The following is a 17,094-nucleotide window of genomic DNA, read 5'->3' as shown; positions in this document are numbered from 1 at the left end:
CTCAAGACCCTGCGCGGGCTACCCCGCACGAATTTGTCTGTGCGCAGTGGCAAAAGAACCCCGCTATCTTTATCCGGGACCCGACCCACCTCACGCTGGGACTATACACCTAAGAAGAGCCAGACGGCGGAGTAGAGAACAAAGAATTGCCTACTCAACTTTGCAAATCATCAGTGCTTTTCCCTGACCGATAAGTACTAAGCCGATTCAAGCGGCCTAACAATTCAGCCCGATATTGACGGCCAACGGGAATGAGCTGACCGTTGGTCAAGGTTATGTGGCGTCCTTCCAAGGACGTGACCATTGCTAGCGCTACCACATAAGATTTGTGCACGCGCACGAACTCAGCAGGCGGTAAACGCTCTTCCACTTGTCGTAGCGTATTGTAAAGTGTGTGAGTAGTAGTACTGGTCCGTAGCAAGGTGTAATTGCCATCAGCCTGTAACCACAGCACCTCTTCAAACGGCACCTTCGTTAACTGCTTCCGCTCGCGCACGAACAGGCTGTCGAAGGTGGAAGTTGCTGGTAGCGTATTATTGGTTGCCTGCTCAGCAGCTACAGCGGCAAAAGCCATTTCCAACGCAACGTACACTTCTTGTTGCTTAAATGGCTTGACCAGATACCCGTGAGGTCGCGCCTGGGCTGCGCGCGCTACCGTGGCTGGGTCTGTTAACGAGGTCACAAACACAAACGGTAGGTGGTGCTCGGCACGTAGACGGTTAGCCAAATCGATGCCATCCAACTCTCCTTTCAGGCGAATGTCGAGCAACACTAAATCGGGCGGGTCGAGCCGCACCGATTGTAAGGCCAAGCTAGCTCTGCTTACGACACCAGTGACTTGAAATTCCAGTTCCAGCAGGATTTCACGAAGGTTCTCGGCAATGATAACTTCGTCTTCGACGATCAGTATTTTGCGTAGGGGCATGCAAATCAGCAGCTACAACGTGAACAAGGAAAAGAAAGTAGAAAAAAAGTTTTCTCGGACGGTGGAAAGGTTAGGTGGGCAGTTGCGATTCACTGGCCTCGGGAAAGACAACAATAAAGCAAGTCCCTTGACCGGGCGCGCTGGTCACTTGTAGGGTGCCATCGAGCTGCGCTGTCAATGAACGCACCAAACGCAGCCCCAACGAAGAAGCCTGCTGCCAATCCAAACCCGGTGGCAATCCCTGACCATTGTCGGCTACGGTTAGGGTGTAATCGGTGCCGGTGGCGTTACCAGTCATACGTACTTCTACGCGGGCATCTGCCAGAGCTATTCCGGTAAAGGCGTGCTTGTAGGCATTAGTCAATAACTCATTAATCAACAAACCAATGGGCACGGAGGTGTTGGTATTCAATTGTATTCCATCAGTCGTCACGGTGGTGGCGAAGGTGGGGGCACCGGGGAGCGCGAAAGCTTGCTGCAACGCGGCCACGAGCCGTTCGAGGAAGGGTTGAAAATCAATTCGCACTAGATTATCGGATCGATACAGCATCTCGTGGATTAAAGCGATAGCACGCACCCAATTTTGGCACTCCCGGAGTGCAGCAGTTACCTGGGGAGCGGATGGTTGCTTCTCTCTCGCTTTCAAATCTAGTAGGCTAGACACAATCTGCAGGTTGTTTTTGACCCGGTGGTGTATTTCCATCAGCAGCACATCCTTCTCGCCAAGTGAGCGGCGCAGCAGTTGCTGCGTGCGAACTAAATCGTCATTATTAGCAGCCAGTTCCACTTCCTTGGCTTCGAGCAAGCGAATGCTACGGCGTTGGCGGCGGTAGCCCCGCACGGCCGCCACACCATGCAGAGTCAGGGCCAACAACACGGCCAGTGAGGCAAAGAGTAGCAAGTTTCGGTTGCGCAGCTGTAAGGCTGCATTGCTGCGCAGTAGGCGGATTTGCGCTTCTTTTTTTTCGGTTTCATACCGCAGCTGCAAGTCGGTCATCTGCCTAACTTGCTTCTGGTTGAAAAGCGTATCCTGCAATGCTTGTTCGCGGGCCTGATACGTGTACGCGGCGCGGTAGTCGCCACGGGCTACGCTCAACGAGCTGAGTAGGATATAGGTGTCGCGCAGCGGTTCGGGCAGGCCTACTTTCTGGGCTTCGGCCAACGCCTGCTGGGCTGTCTCCCAGGCCTGAGCAAGTTGACTGGTCTGTTGGTACATGCGGGCCAATCCACGTAGGGCACCGATGCGCGATTCCCTGTTGCGCTGGTCACGAAACAAACTCTCGGCCCGGCGATAATAACGCAGAGCGTTACGAGGACGCCCCTGCCCTTCTGCTAAAGCACCTAACCCAAATGTTATAAACGCTTGCAGTCTAGGCGGCACTCGTGAGCCTAGTTGTTGCTGTAACACCTCGGCCTGCTTTAAATAGTGGCTAGCCCGCGACAATTCCCTCGGCGTTGATGGGACATCTGGATACAGATAATCTATACCCAGGGCAGCCAAGACTGCGGCTGTATACACCGTGTCGTGGGCGGCGCGGTGGCCGCGTGCGGCCAAAGCAAAGTAACGGCGGGTAAGGGTTGTATCATTCAGCATGGTATACGTATTGGCCACGTTGTTGGCCACCTTGCCAATTTGCGCTGAATCATGCAGCTGCTCGGCGAGACGCAAGCCTTGCAGCAAGTAATCGAGTGCGCGAGCCGGTTTGTCCATTCGGCAGTACACGATGCCCAAGGCATTGTGGCATTTTATTAATTGAAGGCGATCAGGTGCGAGCTGCTGGCGCGTCAAGTTTAGCTCCTGCTCAAACGCCTGTCGGGCAGCAGGAAGGTTGTCATAATTGAGGTGGAGGGTACCCAACGCGCGGTAGCTAGCGGCTACGCCAGTTGGCTGCCGAAGGCGTTGATAGATGGTTAGGGCCTGATGATATTGGGCCCGGGCAGCAGCATACCGCGGTTGCATACTCAACACGTTGCCGAGAGCTAGGTGCGCTGCCGCTACTGACGAGTCAGAGCGCGCGTGTCGCGCTGCCGCCAGCGCTTGGCTAGCGAAATGCCAAGCCTTTACGGAGTCTTCTACCTGATATCGTACACTCTGTTGTAGCAACGTTTGTACGTGAACCAACGCCGCAGAGGGAGCTGGCCCTTTTGTGTTGACAACTTTATCCGGACGACTCGGGTGGGGAGTACTGATGAAGGTAAAGGAAAGCAGCAGCGGGAGCCAGGATGGATTCACCATGGAACTTGCGGGAACTTAATTGTAATAAATGGGGAAGGTACTGGAGAATCGCTTAACAATCCACTCTATGTAGTACTTACCTAAGCTTAATAAGGAAGCGAATCAGCACTATTTCGATATTGTTAACGGGTGCTGGTCCGCGATTATGTCGTTCACATAGTATAATGTACCGTTTGTATGGCCTATAAGGCGGGTCATACAGGGATATGGATTGATTTTTTGCATTTTACAAAGAAAATGAGGAAACTTCCTCTACTTTTGACTCACCTTACCATGTTGTTTAAATTTTGGGGGGAAAGAGCATGCATCTCCTCATGTACCGGAGAAGTATTACCGCCGCTCTTTTACGCCAGCGCCATACTAAAGCACGCTGGCTGTGCTGCCTGCTGATAGCTGTTTTATTGCCACCAATTCAGCCTGACTTACATGAAACACCTGTTGACTTCGGAGTTACTTAGGAGTAAGGCATTGCTGATGAGCGTGCTTGGAACCGCGACTTGGCCGGCACCGATGTTGGCGCAGGTGCCGGCGCGCCCGGCGGACGCCTTCGTCGAGAGCATCGGCGTCAATACGCACTGGGCACAGTCCAACATCTATGCCACTCGCTATGCCGACCTGAAAGCTAAGCTCGCCGCCGCCAGCATCCGCCACGTGCGCGATGGCGACGTGGGCGGCGTCTTTCCCCGGGCCAACGACTTGTACGCGGCACACGGCATCCGCACCACCTTCATCACGGCTCGGCGGCCGGACAACTACCTGTCTCCTTTGCAGCCGGCTCGTATCTCGGAAGAACTTAATGAAATAAAGATCCGCGTGGTGCCTGGCGCCATTGAAGCCCTGGAGGCGCCCAACGAGTATGACTTGTTCCACGACGCGCGCGAGACCGATTGGGTGGGCAAGATTCGCATTTACACCCAAGAACTCTACCGCCTCGTTAAGGCCGACCCAGCGCTGCGCAGCCGCCCGGTGCTGGGGCCCTCCCTGACGTCAATGGCCGCTTACCAAGCCGTGGGCAACCTCGATGCCTGGCTCGATCACCCCACCATCCACCCCTACCAGTCGGACCGCTGGCCTGGCACCCCGGGCTGGGGCAGCAACGGCTACGGCAGCCTGGAGTGGAACTTCACCTACCTACTGAACCGGCAAAGCCCCTCGGGCAAGACTCCGCAGGCTACCGAGTGCGGCTACTCAAATGAGCTGGCGGCGGACGGTGTGTCGGAGGAAGCGGAGGGCAAGTACACGGCGCGCCTGTACGCCGAGTTCTTTCGCCGCGGCATTATGCGCTCGTTCAAGTACGAGCTGGTCAACCAGGGCACGAGTGGGCGGGAGGCGCTGTTCGGGCTGCTGCGCCAAGACCTGAGTGAGAAGCCTGCGTACCGGGCCGTCCAGCACCTGACCCGCCTCTTAGCTGACCCGGGCCCAGCCTTCACGCCCAGTTCGCTGGCGTATACCTTGACTGGCAGCACGGCCAACGTGCGGCAGCTGCTGCTGCAAAAGCGCAATGGGGACTACTACCTGCTCCTCTGGCTGGAGGTGCCCAGCTGGGACGTGCAGGCCAACGTGAACCTGTACCCGGCCCCGCAGCCGGTGACGCTGGCGCTGCCGGCCGCCATCAACCGGGCCACTCTCTACTCGCTCGATAACAATGCGAACGCTAGTACGGTGTCGCATACTGTGGCCAACGGCGCCCTCAGCCTGCCCGTCACCGACAAACTCACTATTGTTAAGTTGACCGCCGCGGCCCAGGCACTGGCCCTGCCGCCGAATCAACCTGCCAAAGAGTCGGCCTTACCCTATCCCAACCCCGTGACGGACGTGCTGACTGTAGAGGGCACAGCGGGCACACTGGTGCAGGTGCGCAACCTGCTCGGGCGTATTGTAATCAATACCACGCTAGGTTCAGCAGGCACGCTGAATGTACGTACGCTGCCGCCGGGCACCTACCTGCTAACCCTGGGTGAAGGAATCCAGCGCCGAGTCGTCAAAGTTACTAAGGCCGAGTTCTGATGAAAATACGGGCCTATCAGGCTCTTCCACGGTGAAATCAGCTTCGTTTCAAATGATTTGACTTATGGACAGAAAATGTACTGCCTCACCACCTGTTCGCCGTTTTGCCCGCACCAGCTTTCTCCCGACATGGTGGGCAATGTTGCTGTTAACGTTTGGATTTTTTGCCGAAGGCTTCCCAGTTCTGGCTTCGGCCGATACTGACTCCATCGCCCGGCGCTTGCGGGAAGACGTGCTAGCCGCCACGCCCCCGTCTAACAACACCATCAACGGCTGGCCTACACGCTTAGCGGCAGCACCACGAACGTGCGGCAACTGCTGCTGCAAAAGCGCAGCGGCGAGTTCTACCTACTCCTGTGGCTGGAGGTGCCCAGCTGGGATGTGAACACCCACGTGGACTTGTATCCGGCCGCCCAGACCGTGACGGTGACGCTGCCGGCTGGCGCCGTGAACAAGGCCGTGGGCTACGCCTTCGACAACAGTGCCAACCTGAACACGAGCACCTACACCATGGCCTTGGTCCTGCCACCGCGCACAGCCTACTGTATTTTATGCAGAGCACTTGCATATTTACAAGGTGCAAGTCGGGTGGCTCCACTGCCCCCACACACGCAACACTAGGTGCCCGGCACAGACCTCCACTTGCCTCACGCTTTGCTCTTTTCCTCCCCCTTTTTCCTCTCTTTTATGAAAAACGTGAACACACTGCTTAGGGCCGGCCGGCGGGGCCGCTCTCTTGCCCGTGGGCTGCTGCTGTTAGTGCTAGTGCTGGCCCTGCACACCTCCCTGGTCTGGGCGCAAGACGTGCCGCTGATCACCACTACCACCTATCCCGTGCCCACAGACGGCACAGCCCGCTTCATTGCTCCTTCCATCCCCACTGGCTCCACTATCCCGGCCGGCAATGACGAGACCGGCGACGGCAGTCAAGCCAAACCCTGGGCCACGCTCAAAAAAGCGGTGGCTACCGGCCCGACCGGCAGCACTATCGTCTGCCGAGCCGGCACTTATCGCGGCGAGGGCATCAACGAGCTTAACCTGTGGCGCAAGCTCACCGTGCAACCCTACCCCGGCGAGCAGGTCTGGTTCAAGGGCAGCGAGGTGGTGACCAACTGGGTGGCCGACGGCAGCGGCCGCTGGCGCCACGACAACTGGACGCACATACTCCGGCGCGTGAGCGAGGGCAGCCAGACTTCGCCCAGCCCCATTGAAGGAGAAACCCCACCTGTAGCCGATCTGCGCGACATGCTCTTCGTCAACGGCCAGCGCCAAGCCCAGGTGCTGAGCTTGAGCGCGCTGACGACGGGCACGTTTTACGTGGACGAGGCCAATCACAAGCTCTACCTAGGTGCGAGTGCTGATCCTGACACCAAACTCGTGGAGGCAGCCGTCAACCGCACGGCTCTAGGGTCATGGAACGCAACGGCTGCCGAGAGTAAGTTCCGCGGGCTGGGCTTCGCCCACTTCGCCGAAGCGGCCCTCGTGCTGGCTGCCAAGAACATGGAGGTGGAAAACTGCGTCTTCGCCCACAACGGCGACTACGCCCTGCTGCTGGCGGGCAGAGGAAGCACAGATCCGACGAGGGCGGAAGACTGCAAAATCGTCGGCAACGTCATCGCCTACCACGCGCGCCTGGGCGTGAACTGCCTGGGTTCTCACCGGCTGCAACTCCTCAACAACACCCTGCGCGACAACAACGTCGAGTCCTTCGACCGGGGGTGGATCGCGGGCGGCATCAAGCTGGTCGACACCGAGGATGTGCTCCTCAAAGGCAACGTGGTGCAAGACAACAAAGCCAACGGCATTTGGCTCGACGTGCATTGCCAGCGGGCCAAGGTGATAGGCAACACGGTGCGGCGCAACGAGGGATTCGGCATCTTCTTCGAGATTTCGGACGGGGCCCTGATCGCCGGCAACGTGTGCGTGGCCAACACGTGGGCCGGCGTGATGGTAGCCAACGCGCACAACGCGCACGTCTACAATAATACCTTCGTCGACAACAAGCAAAACCTCCTCATCAAGGAGAGCGAGCGCTACCTTAAATCGTGGGAAGCACCTGCCTGGGGGGTACCCCTGGACACGCGCATCTTCACTGAAGGCACCGTGATCCGCAACAACTTGCTCTCAAGCGCCGCCAATAAAACCGAGCCGATGCTGCAACTGTCGAGGTCTTCCACGACCCATACCCCCGTCCCCGTCGCGCAGTTCGACTACAGCGGCTACTACCGCGCTGATCAGACCAAGCCCGCCACCCTCATCAAGTGGGCCAGCAACAGCTACGCCACACTGGCCACCTTCAAAGCCGCCCAAGGGGCCAGCGGCTTCGAGGCGCACAGTTCTGTGGCCATCGACGAGGTAGCTACGAACCCGTTCTTCGTGAACGCGGCCTCGGATGGCACGGGCGACTATCACCTCAAAAACGGCGCGGCCAACCCGGCTTACCGCAAGGGTGCGGCCCTGCCCGCCGACGTGGCCGCCGCCCTCGGCGTGCCGGCTGGCGTGCCCGTCGACCTGGGCGCCTATCCATTGAGCACCGTGCTGGCTACGGCCACCGGCTACACTGGAATGGGGGCCACCGTGTACCCCAACCCGGTGACGGACCGGCTGACCGTGGCTGGCGCGGCGGCGGGCACGCCGGTGCAGGTGTGCGACCTTAAGGGCCAAGTGGCATTGTCTGCCTCGCTCGGGGCGGCCGGCACGCTCAACCTGCGTCCGCTGCCGCCCGGTGTGTATTTCCTGTGGCTGAATGGGGCCGGCTTCCCGCACCCCTGGCGCATAATAAAAAGCCCGCAGTAGCTGCGAATCAGCCGCTTGTGCTATTTCCTGCCTTCACCTTCTTTATCCTTCGCAGATGTTCCCTCCGAGCCAACTTCGCCCCTTTACGCGCACCCGATTGGTTGTTTTTTCGCTGCTTGGGCTAGGCATCGCGCTGTGCATCCTCCTGCCATTGCGCGCCGTAGCTTCAGCCGCCACTGACACCGTTAAGGCCCGCCTGCGGGCCGACGCGCTGCGGGAGGCAGCGCCCTCCACGTCTTACGTCAACGGCTTGCTGGCCGACCAGGCGGCCAATGGCAGCTGGCCGGACATCGACTACACCAGCACCGAAGGCGGCTCGTGGGACCCGGTCAACCATCTCAAACGGTTGCTGAAGATGGCTCTGGCCTACCACCGCGCCCCCACCTCGGGTAACGCTAACCCGCATTACCGCAGCGCCGCCCTGGCGCAACGCATTGCCGAGGGCCTCAACTTTTACGTGACGGTCAACCCCACGTCGGTCAACTTCTGGCACCGCAACATCGGCGAGGGCGAGGTGCTCGGGCCGTTGCTGCTGGTGATGCAAGACGTGCTGCGCCCCACCACCGGCCCGGCCCCGCTGACAGCTGCCCAGTTCCAGGCCGCCGTCAGTCGGCTGCCCACTACGGGGGTGAGAATGTGCTACGGTAACAACGGAGGAATCATGCAGGATTGCGAGGGTCAGAATATGGTGTGGACGGCGGGCAACGTCATCCGCCGCGGCTGCCTGGAGGGCGACGAGGCCTTGCTTGCCTACGGCTTCACTGCCATCCAGAACACGGTCTTCGTGACCACAGGCGAGGGCATCCAGCCCGACTACAGCTACAACTTCCACGGCGACCTGCTCTACAGCGGCGGCTACGGCCGCCAGTTTGCCGAAGACGTTTCCTACTGGCTCTACACCGCCCGCAGCACCAGCTACGCCTTCAGCACGGCCAAGCGCGACATGCTCACCAATTTGCTGCTGGAGGGGCAGCGCTGGATGGTGCGCGGCAAAACCTATGACTACAGCACCGTGGGCCGCGAGCTGATCAACCCGTACCTGGGCGAAAACGCCAGCGGGCTGGCGGCGGCGGCCCGGCGCCTGGCTGAAGTCGGCGGCCCGCGAGCGGGCGAGCTGACGGCGCTGGCCGCCGCCGTCGACGGCACGCAAGCCGCGACGTTGAGTGGCACCCGCCACTTCTGGCGCAGTGACTACATGAGCCACGCTCGCCCCGGCTACCTGGCTACCACGCGCATGCACTCGACGCGCACGATCGGCAGCGAAAGCAACGGGCAAGCGCTCAAGAACTGGTTTCTCGGCTACGGGGCCAACTACCTCTACCGGCGCGGCGACGAGTATCGCGACATCTTTCCCGTGTGGGACTGGGCCCGCATCCCCGGCATCACGGCCGAGCATATCACGGCTGGCTTCGGCGTCTTCCCCAACAACCTCAAGGGCCTGACCACGTTTGCCGGCGGGGTCACAGACGGGCAAATGGGCGCGGCTGCCTACGACCTGGCCGCACGCGACATGGCCACCCCGAGCGCGAGCACCGTGACGGTGCGGGCGCGCAAGGCCTGGTTCTACTTCGACGAGGCCTACGTGTGCTTGGGAGCGGGCATTAGTGGCAGCCGGCCCAACCCGATTTATACGAGCGTCAACCAGTGCCTGCTCACGGGGGCGGTGACGGTAAAAAGCGCGGCCGGCGCCACCAGCACGCCCACTGCGGGCCAGCGCGTGCTCGCCGACCCGCAGTGGGTGCACCACGACGGGGTGGGCTACCTCTTTCCGGGCACGGCCAACGTGGTGCTCAAAAACGAGAACCAGACCGGCACCTGGCAGAGCATCAACCTGCACGCCTCTTCTACCTTGCCTGCCGTCACCAAGGGCGTGTTCAGTTTGTGGTTCGACCACGGCTCGAACCCGAACGACGCGGCCTACCAGTACGTGGTGGTACCAAACGTGACGCCGGCTCAGCTTGACACTTACGCCAGCAACTTGCCGGTGCGCGTGCTGGCCAATACGCCCCAAGTGCAAGCCGTGCGCCACGACGCCGATGGTGTTACACAAGCCGCCTTCTACCAGGCTGGCAGCGTGCCGGTGCAAGCCGGGCGCACGCTGGCCGTAGACCAACCCTGCCTAGTATTGCTGCGCGAGAGCGGAGCCACCGCGACGCTGTCCGTGAGCAACCCCCAGAACGCGGCGCTCACCGTGAGCGTGACGGTGCCGGGCCGCCTGCAAGGGAACGGTGCCACCTACAACGTCGCGGCCAACACCACCCAGGTTCTCTTCGCCTTGCCCGGCGGCAACGAAGCGGGTCAAAGCTTGGTTAAGCAGTTCACCGCCACCGTGCTGGCCACGGCCAACCGGATGGGGAGCGCGCCCGCAGTCGTATACCCCAACCCCGTAGTGGACCAAGTTACCGTAGCCGGCGAAGCGCCTGGCACGAGCGTGCACATTACCGATTTGGCGGGTCGCCGAATGCTTCATACCGTCCTAAATGCTAGCGCTACGGTAGACGTGCGCGTGTTGCCGACTGGAGTTTATGTGCTGAGCCTAGGCGAGGGCATCCAACGGCGTACTGTCAAGATCACCAAAACTAATCCTTGAGCCGCGCTGCTCTGAGAAGCGCTTAGTTTTTTATTTGACCCTTGAGTAGAAATTTCTGATGAAAAACAACGACTTGCCGACCTCTTTACTGCGTACGGTCCTAGTCGGAGGGCTGCTGCTTATCGTCCAGATAGGCTCGGCCCGTGCGCAGAGCTTGCCGCTGATCCCTACCAGCTACAATGTGCCCACCGACGGCACGGCCCGCTTTATCGCCCCAACCGGCAACGATACCACCGGCACCGGCAGCCAGACCGCCCCCTGGCGCTCTCTGCGGAGAGCGGTGGCCGCGGCCACCGCCGGCACCACCATTGTCTGTCGCCAAGGCACCTATCGCGGGGGTAACAATGCGGAGGTGTCGTTTACAAGTAAGCGCCTGACCATTCAGCCTTATCCTGGCGAGCAAGTCTGGTTCAAAGGCAGCTTAGTAGTGACAAATTGGGTGGCCGACGGCCCTAACCGCTGGCGTCACGATGGTTGGGACCACCCGCTGCCGTACGAAGCGGTACGAACAGGCGACGCGGCGATGGCCCGCTACACGGACATGGTGTTCATCGATAACACATCTTTGCGGCAGGTGGCCGCCCGCGACAACGTGGTGGCTGGTACTTTTTACGTTGACCCAGCCACCAACAAGCTCTACGTGTACAGCACCAGTGACCCGGACACCAAGACCGTAGAAGCCACGGCCTACACAAGCGCCTTGGGCATGTGGCTTAGCCCCTACTCGAAAGTGCGCGGGCTGGGCTTTGCCCACTACGCTCAGCATGCGCTGCGCGTGGGCTCGGCCCGCCTTACGCTCGAAAACAACGTGGTGGCCTGGTCTGGGGTAAGCGGCATCCGCGATTATGGGCAATCGGGCACGGTGCCCACCAACCCCGTTCAGTGCGTGATTCGGGGTAATCGCATTGCCTACAACGGGCAAATCGGTCTCGACGTCAACAACATGGATAGCCTGCTGGTGGAGGACAACACTTTCGACCACAACAATTACGAACAGTTCGACCGCGGCGTCAACGCGGCGGGTTTGAAGCTCAAAGCGCGGCTGGGCTTAGTGATCCGCGACAACGAGGTGAAAGCCAACGACAGCAATGGCATCTGGCTCGACCTTAATTGCAAGGACGCCGTGGTAGTGAACAACACGGTGCTCGGCAATAGATTCGGCATTTTCTTCGAGATTTCGCGCGGCTGCCTGATTGCGGGCAACATATGCGTTGGCAACCGGTGGGCTGGCATCTGCGTGGCCAACTCGCTCGACGCGCAGCTGTACAACAACACGCTTGTTGACAACGAGCAAGCGGTGATCGTCAAGGAAAGCAACCGGCCGGATAATGTACCCAACGAAGTGAGTGCGGGTTGCCAGTTTCTCACCCAGCGCACCATCCTCAAGAACAACCTGTTCTCGAACGCCATCAACACCAGCGAAGACATGCTGGAAGCGAGCCGTTCCCGCACTGGCCAAACTCATGCGCTAGTGGCCGCGGGCGGGCTCGACTATAACGGCTACTACCGCGCCGATGCCACCCAGCCGGCCAAGGTCGTCCAGTGGGCCACCGGCGTGAATCAAAGCGTCACTTACGCTACGCTGGCTGCCTTCCGGGCGGCGACGGGCTTTGAGGCGCACGGCCTGGCGATTGACAACCAGGCCACCAACCCTTTCTTCGTGAACGCGGCCTCGGATGGGACGGGGGACTATCACCTTAAAAACGGCGCGGCTAACCCGGCCTACCGCAAGGGTGCGGCCCTGCCCCCCGACGTGGCCCGCGCGCTGGGCGTGCCCGCCGGCGTGCCCGTCGACTTAGGTGCCTACCCCCTGCTGGGCGGCGTATTGACGGCCGCGGGCGCAACCCCGCCAGCTGCCCCAGCCTTATACGTGTTCCCCAATCCTGCAACCGAACGACTGGCCGTGGCGGGTGCCTTCCCTGGCGCGGCTGTACAGGTGCACAACCTACTGGGCCAACTTATGCTCGACGCCCAACTTGACTCTGCCGGAGTACTTGACGTGCGGGCCTTGCCTCCTGGCACCTACGTGCTCTCCTTGCCCGCCTCTGCCGCCCAGCCGCGGCGCACTTGCCGCTGGGTGAAACTAAGTTTCTAACCACACGTCGGCGCACTCACCACGCGACAACGGACGGTGTTTAGCGTTGCGATTCTATTCAAGCCACGTCAAAACTCTTTTCATTAGTCCGTCTCATGAAAGACATTCTACGCCCCGACCGCGGGCTGCGCTGCATGCGTTTCGTACTTTGTTTGCTATCGTTGGCAGTCGTGTGCTGGCCCTTCTTTCCGGCGGCCGCGCAGGGTCCAGCCCACACGCTGCGCACCTACACCGACCCGCGCCAGCTCACCGACCTGCCGTTTGGCCCGCACTCGCACTGGCTGCAGCCCTGGCGCGCCTACCTCGAAACCGTGCCAGCCCAACAGTTTCTGGCTGGCGTGGGCATGTGCCTGGACACGGACGTCAACCCCGAGTTGCAACTGCGCCACCTGTCCCGCTATGGCATCCGCAACGGGCGCATTGAGATTGGCTGGGGCAACGTGAGCTGGGACGATGAAACCCAGCTTACCACCCCCACGCAACTGCGGGCCATGCTGCAAGCCTGTCGGCGCTGGCGGGTGCGCCCACTTATCTTGCTCAATGCCCACCAGGGCATACCGGGCCCGACGCGGTTTTACAACCGCACGCTAGCGGCGGCCGCGCCGGCCGGGGCCCGCACCGTGCAGCTTACCGACGTGAGCGGGCTGGTGGTGGGGCGCAGCGGTCTCTCGAACCTGCACGACTACTGGGCAGCCGACGCGCTCATCACGGCCATCAGCGGCAACACGCTCACCTTATCGAAGCCGCTGCCGGTGGCTTTGGCAGCGGGCGCCAGCGTGCCAATGGCCACGCTCAAATACCGGCCCTTCTCGGTGCCGGGCAGTGCTGACTACAACGAGACTATCGCGGGTTGGCAAACCTATGTGGGCACGGTGGCGGCGTTTGCAGCCACCGCGCTGGGCACCACCGGCCAAGCCGACCTAGGCTTCGACCTGGAAGTATGGAACGAGCTGACCTTTGGCTCGCACTTTCTCAATATCAACGACTACTACGACTCGGCGCCTTACACTTATAACTGGGAAAGCATCTGGACCAACCTTGTGCAAGCCACGGCCAGCTACGTAAGCCAGCGCCCGGCCGCCTTTGCCGGCGTGGGCCTGAGCGACGGTTTCACGAACACCCAGCCCTTTGGTGCTTCTTCAACCGAGCCCGCCCGGGTGGAGGCGCTCAACAAGCATCCCTACACCGGGCGCCGGGCGTATGGCCCCACGGCCCGGCCCAATGCCCGCAACGCACTGGGCCAGCCCACGACCTACGAGCCCACCTACTCGGGCCTATTTCCCGAGTATCCGGCCACGGCCATTCAGACCGAAACGATTACCCGCGACCTGGCCCCCCTGACCACCGACGTGTTCGGCACCCGGCACGGGCGCTACGCCCGCGGGACCACGGCGCCGGTGTCGATGTGGATCACCGAAGTGGGCATTGCGCCGAACGAAAACGGCGTCACCGACTTGGCCCAGGCGCTGGCGCTCAAGGCCAAGACGACGCTGCGCTACTACGCGTTTTTCCTCAACAAAGGCGCCACCAAAGTACAACCCTACGCCGCGTTCGCCGGTGACTTGTGGTACGGCATCGGCCTCGACCGCTTCAAGGACTACGCCCAAGCCAACACGACCTACCCTTCCGACGACGCGGCCTATACCTCGCCCGCATTACGCGCGACGGGCAATCTGGTGCGCTATATGCGCCAGGGCTTGGACTCGACGCTAACTGCGGTCCGGCCGCTAACCGTCGATTCCATCAGCGACACGCACCACCACGTGCAGTTTGCCGGCAATGGCACGGCGGCCCACCCACCGCTCTACAACCGGGAGGTGTTGGCCTTCTTACCTTACCAGGTGAGCGCCACCCGGTTCGTGATTCCCTACTACGTCATGACGCGCGACGTGGCCCAAACCCTAACGCCGGAAGACTATGTGCTAAGCTTTTCGGGCGTGAACGGGGCGGTGGCCACGGTGTCAGCCTACGACCCGCTGCACGCCACGGCGGTGCCCGTGACGGTGCTAGCGCGGCGCGCCACCGGCCTGACGCTGCGTGTCACGGCCACCGACTACCCTTACCTGCTGCGCGTGGATGAAAGCCCTGGCCTACTGCCCGTTTCAGCAAGCGTAGCGTCGGCCGTCCAACTGTATCCCAATCCCGTGACCGACGTGTTGACGGTGGTCGGGGCGGCAGCGGGTACGCCGGTGCAGCTCACGGACCTGCTCGGCCGCTCTGTGCTGACCCAGACGCTGCCCGCCGACGCCACGCTGGACCTGCGCGTGCTACCCCCGGGCGTGTACCTGCTTCGCTTCCGGCAAGGGGCACAGTGGCGCTTGGCTAAAATCGAAAAGAGCACCCACTGAGCTAACCACTGGGCGGTGGTGCTGGCGCACGTCCGGGCTACCCATGTTAGTACAGGCCTCCTATTGCCACGCGTCCTGCGCTTCCTCTTTCCCCCTTCTTCACCATCCCCATGCGTTATATTACTTCAGCACCGCTAACGAACGCTTGCCGCTTGTGCTTGCATTGGACTACGGTCTGCCCTTTGCTCTTGGTCCTGCTGCTAAGCAGCGCGGCCGGTAGTGCCCAATCCGTAAGCTTGACGACCCTGCGCAGCGGCCACCCGCGTCTGCACTTCACACCAGACAATCAAGCGGACGTGCGGGCTCTGAAAGCCACTGAACCGCGGGCCGTTAACGGGTACAACAACCTTAAAGAAGACGCGCTGGACATTATCGCTGGTACGGACCGCCCGAACGACAACTTCGACGGCCCGGTGTCTTTTCCCTTCACCGATGGGCAAGGCAACAACGCCAACGGCTACGCCCGCTACTTACTGCGGCGAATGACCATCCTGGCCGGGCTCTATCAGCTGGACAGTGATCCTCGCTGGCTTAACCAAGCAAAAGCCGACTTGCTAGCCATTACGAATTTCCCCTACTGGGCTCAGGGGCCAGCCACCGGCGCCACTGATGACTGGCAGTTTTTGGAAACGTCGGCCCTGATGATTGCAGCCTCCTACGGGTACGATTGGTTGTACGCTGGTCTTTCACCCGCCGAGCGGGCCACCGTTAGCAGCGCTATCATTGCCAAAGGGCTGCGGGCCAGCGAAAGTGCCTACAATGCCAACGCTTTTTGGACGCGCAGCAAGGGCAATTGGGGATTGATTTGCAACGCTGGCGTAGGCGTGGCGGCTCTGGCCGTGGCCGATCAGGACCCCATTCTGGCGCAGGCCCTGCTCACCGAGGCCCGCGACAATTTGCGGGTAGTGATGCAGCTATACGCCCCGCACGGCGGCGGCGATGAGGGGCTGACGTACTGGGCCTACGGGTTGGAATATCAGATTTACTTCCAGGACGCGCTAGATTCGGCCCTGCGTAACGACCTGGGCCTGCACCTGGCGCCGGGCTTTCGCAACACTGGCTTCTACGCCTGGCACATGGTGGGGCCGCTGCGCAAAAACTTCAACTTCGCTGACCAGGGCGAGGGGCCGCAGTCGGCTTCGCGGGAACTGCTGTGGATGGCGCGCAAGTTCAATCTGCCTGTGTACGCCCAACGCGGGCTAGGTACCGGCAACCTGTCGACCGTGCTGCACATGCTCTGGTACCAAGCCTCGCTGCAGCCCCCGGCTGCCCCAGTGGCGGCGTTGCCCAACAAAGACGGGCGCTATGGCAGAGTAGGCGTTGCCACGCTGCGTAGCGCCTGGAAAACTACGAACGGGTTTTTCACCGGCCTGCTCGCCGGCCCTAACGACGTGGGCCATGCTCACCTCGACAACGGCATGTTCGTGCTCGACGCTTTGGGCCAGCGCTGGGCCCTGGATATGGGCCTGGACAACTACAGCCTGCCCGGCTACTGGAGTGACTGGGCGCAGGACGGCACCAACGGCCGCCGCTGGGGTTACTACCGCTGCGCCACCGAAGGCCAAAATACGCTGGCTATCAGCGCCAACACCCAAGTGCCGCTCAACTTCGCCAACCAGAAGTTCAATTCACGTGACAGCCTCATAGCGTTCCAGTCGTCGCCGGCTCAAGCCTTCACCATCGCGGATTTGACCGACGCCTACCGGCCCATCGCGGGCGACGCGCGCAACGTAAGCCGGGTGCAGCGCGGGGTGATGCTGTTTGATTCGACTCAGGTACTGATGCAAGATGAGATTCAGGCGGAGGCATCTGTCGAAGTGCTGTGGATGATGCACACCCAAGCCCAGATTTCGGGTCTTGCGGCTGGCGCGTTGGGCTTGCCTAACAGTAACACGAGCACCCGCAGCCTGATCTTAACGCAAGGCGGCAAGCAACTCAAGGCGGAAATCCTCTTGCCCGCCGGCGCTTACTTCGACGCAGTGACAGCCGACCCGGGCGTGGCGGCCAACCCCGCCTACCAGCAAAACCGCAACGTAGGCGTGCGTAAGCTGCTCGTGCGCCTGCCAGGCACGGGTAAGACGCCGGCCGGCGCCAGCC

Annotated in this window: 9 protein-coding genes; 7 read left to right on the top strand and 2 right to left on the bottom strand. The window is 61.1% G+C overall.

Going from position 1 to position 17,094, the window contains the following annotated elements; all coding sequences use genetic code 11:
* Positions 1 to 154: 154 nt before the first annotated feature.
* On the bottom strand, positions 155 to 925 hold the full coding sequence (locus ACYSMN_RS25190; protein ID WP_488926704.1) for a LytR/AlgR family response regulator transcription factor: 771 nt from the start codon (positions 923 to 925) through the stop codon (positions 155 to 157).
* A gap of 70 nt (positions 926 to 995) precedes the next feature.
* Positions 996 to 3,161, bottom strand: a complete 2,166-nt coding sequence (locus ACYSMN_RS25185; protein WP_488926703.1) for a sensor histidine kinase — start codon at positions 3,159 to 3,161, stop codon at positions 996 to 998.
* A 426-nt stretch (positions 3,162 to 3,587) separates the two neighbouring features.
* On the opposite strand from ACYSMN_RS25185, the gene ACYSMN_RS25180 reads away from it, so the two are divergent.
* From ACYSMN_RS25180 to ACYSMN_RS25150, 7 genes are all read left to right on the top strand, one after another.
* A complete protein-coding gene (locus tag ACYSMN_RS25180) occupies positions 3,588 to 5,168 on the top strand; it encodes a T9SS type A sorting domain-containing protein (RefSeq protein ID WP_488926702.1) in 1,581 nt (526 codons plus the stop codon).
* Positions 5,169 to 5,474: 306 nt separating this feature from the next.
* A complete protein-coding gene (locus tag ACYSMN_RS25175) occupies positions 5,475 to 5,789 on the top strand; it encodes a hypothetical protein (RefSeq protein ID WP_488926701.1) in 315 nt (104 codons plus the stop codon).
* Positions 5,790 to 5,855: 66 nt separating this feature from the next.
* On the top strand, positions 5,856 to 7,964 hold the full coding sequence (locus ACYSMN_RS25170; protein ID WP_488926700.1) for a right-handed parallel beta-helix repeat-containing protein: 2,109 nt from the start codon (positions 5,856 to 5,858) through the stop codon (positions 7,962 to 7,964).
* 55 nt (positions 7,965 to 8,019) lie between these two features.
* Positions 8,020 to 10,554, top strand: coding sequence for a polysaccharide lyase family 8 super-sandwich domain-containing protein (locus tag ACYSMN_RS25165; RefSeq protein ID WP_488926699.1), 2,535 nt, complete (start codon positions 8,020 to 8,022; stop codon positions 10,552 to 10,554).
* Positions 10,555 to 10,612: 58 nt separating this feature from the next.
* The gene (locus ACYSMN_RS25160; RefSeq protein ID WP_488926698.1) at positions 10,613 to 12,649 is read left to right on the top strand and encodes a right-handed parallel beta-helix repeat-containing protein; all 2,037 of its coding nucleotides are present in this window, start codon (positions 10,613 to 10,615) and stop codon (positions 12,647 to 12,649) included.
* 95 nt (positions 12,650 to 12,744) lie between these two features.
* Positions 12,745 to 14,997, top strand: a complete 2,253-nt coding sequence (locus tag ACYSMN_RS25155) for a T9SS type A sorting domain-containing protein (protein WP_488926697.1) — start codon at positions 12,745 to 12,747, stop codon at positions 14,995 to 14,997.
* A gap of 188 nt (positions 14,998 to 15,185) precedes the next feature.
* On the top strand, positions 15,186 to 17,094 hold a 1,909-nt coding region (locus ACYSMN_RS25150), incomplete at its 3' end, for a heparinase II/III domain-containing protein (RefSeq protein ID WP_488926696.1).

This window comes from Hymenobacter sp. M1-2 (assembly GCF_057808495.1).
Note: the sequence above shows the minus strand (reverse complement) of the source record. Positions and strands in the feature narration are given on the sequence as shown.

Bases quoted from the DNA above. Each gene is read 5' to 3' on its own strand.
- ACYSMN_RS25190 (WP_488926704.1), bottom strand. From the start codon at position 925: ATGCCCCTACGCAAAATACTGATCGTCGAAGACGAAGTTATCATTGCC.
- ACYSMN_RS25155 (WP_488926697.1), top strand. From the start codon at position 12,745: ATGAAAGACATTCTACGCCCCGACCGCGGGCTGCGCTGCATGCGTTTC.
- ACYSMN_RS25185 (WP_488926703.1), bottom strand. From the start codon at position 3,161: ATGGTGAATCCATCCTGGCTCCCGCTGCTGCTTTCCTTTACCTTCATC.
- ACYSMN_RS25160 (WP_488926698.1), top strand. From the start codon at position 10,613: ATGAAAAACAACGACTTGCCGACCTCTTTACTGCGTACGGTCCTAGTC.
- ACYSMN_RS25170 (WP_488926700.1), top strand. From the start codon at position 5,856: ATGAAAAACGTGAACACACTGCTTAGGGCCGGCCGGCGGGGCCGCTCT.
- ACYSMN_RS25180 (WP_488926702.1), top strand. From the start codon at position 3,588: ATGAAACACCTGTTGACTTCGGAGTTACTTAGGAGTAAGGCATTGCTG.
- ACYSMN_RS25165 (WP_488926699.1), top strand. From the start codon at position 8,020: ATGTTCCCTCCGAGCCAACTTCGCCCCTTTACGCGCACCCGATTGGTT.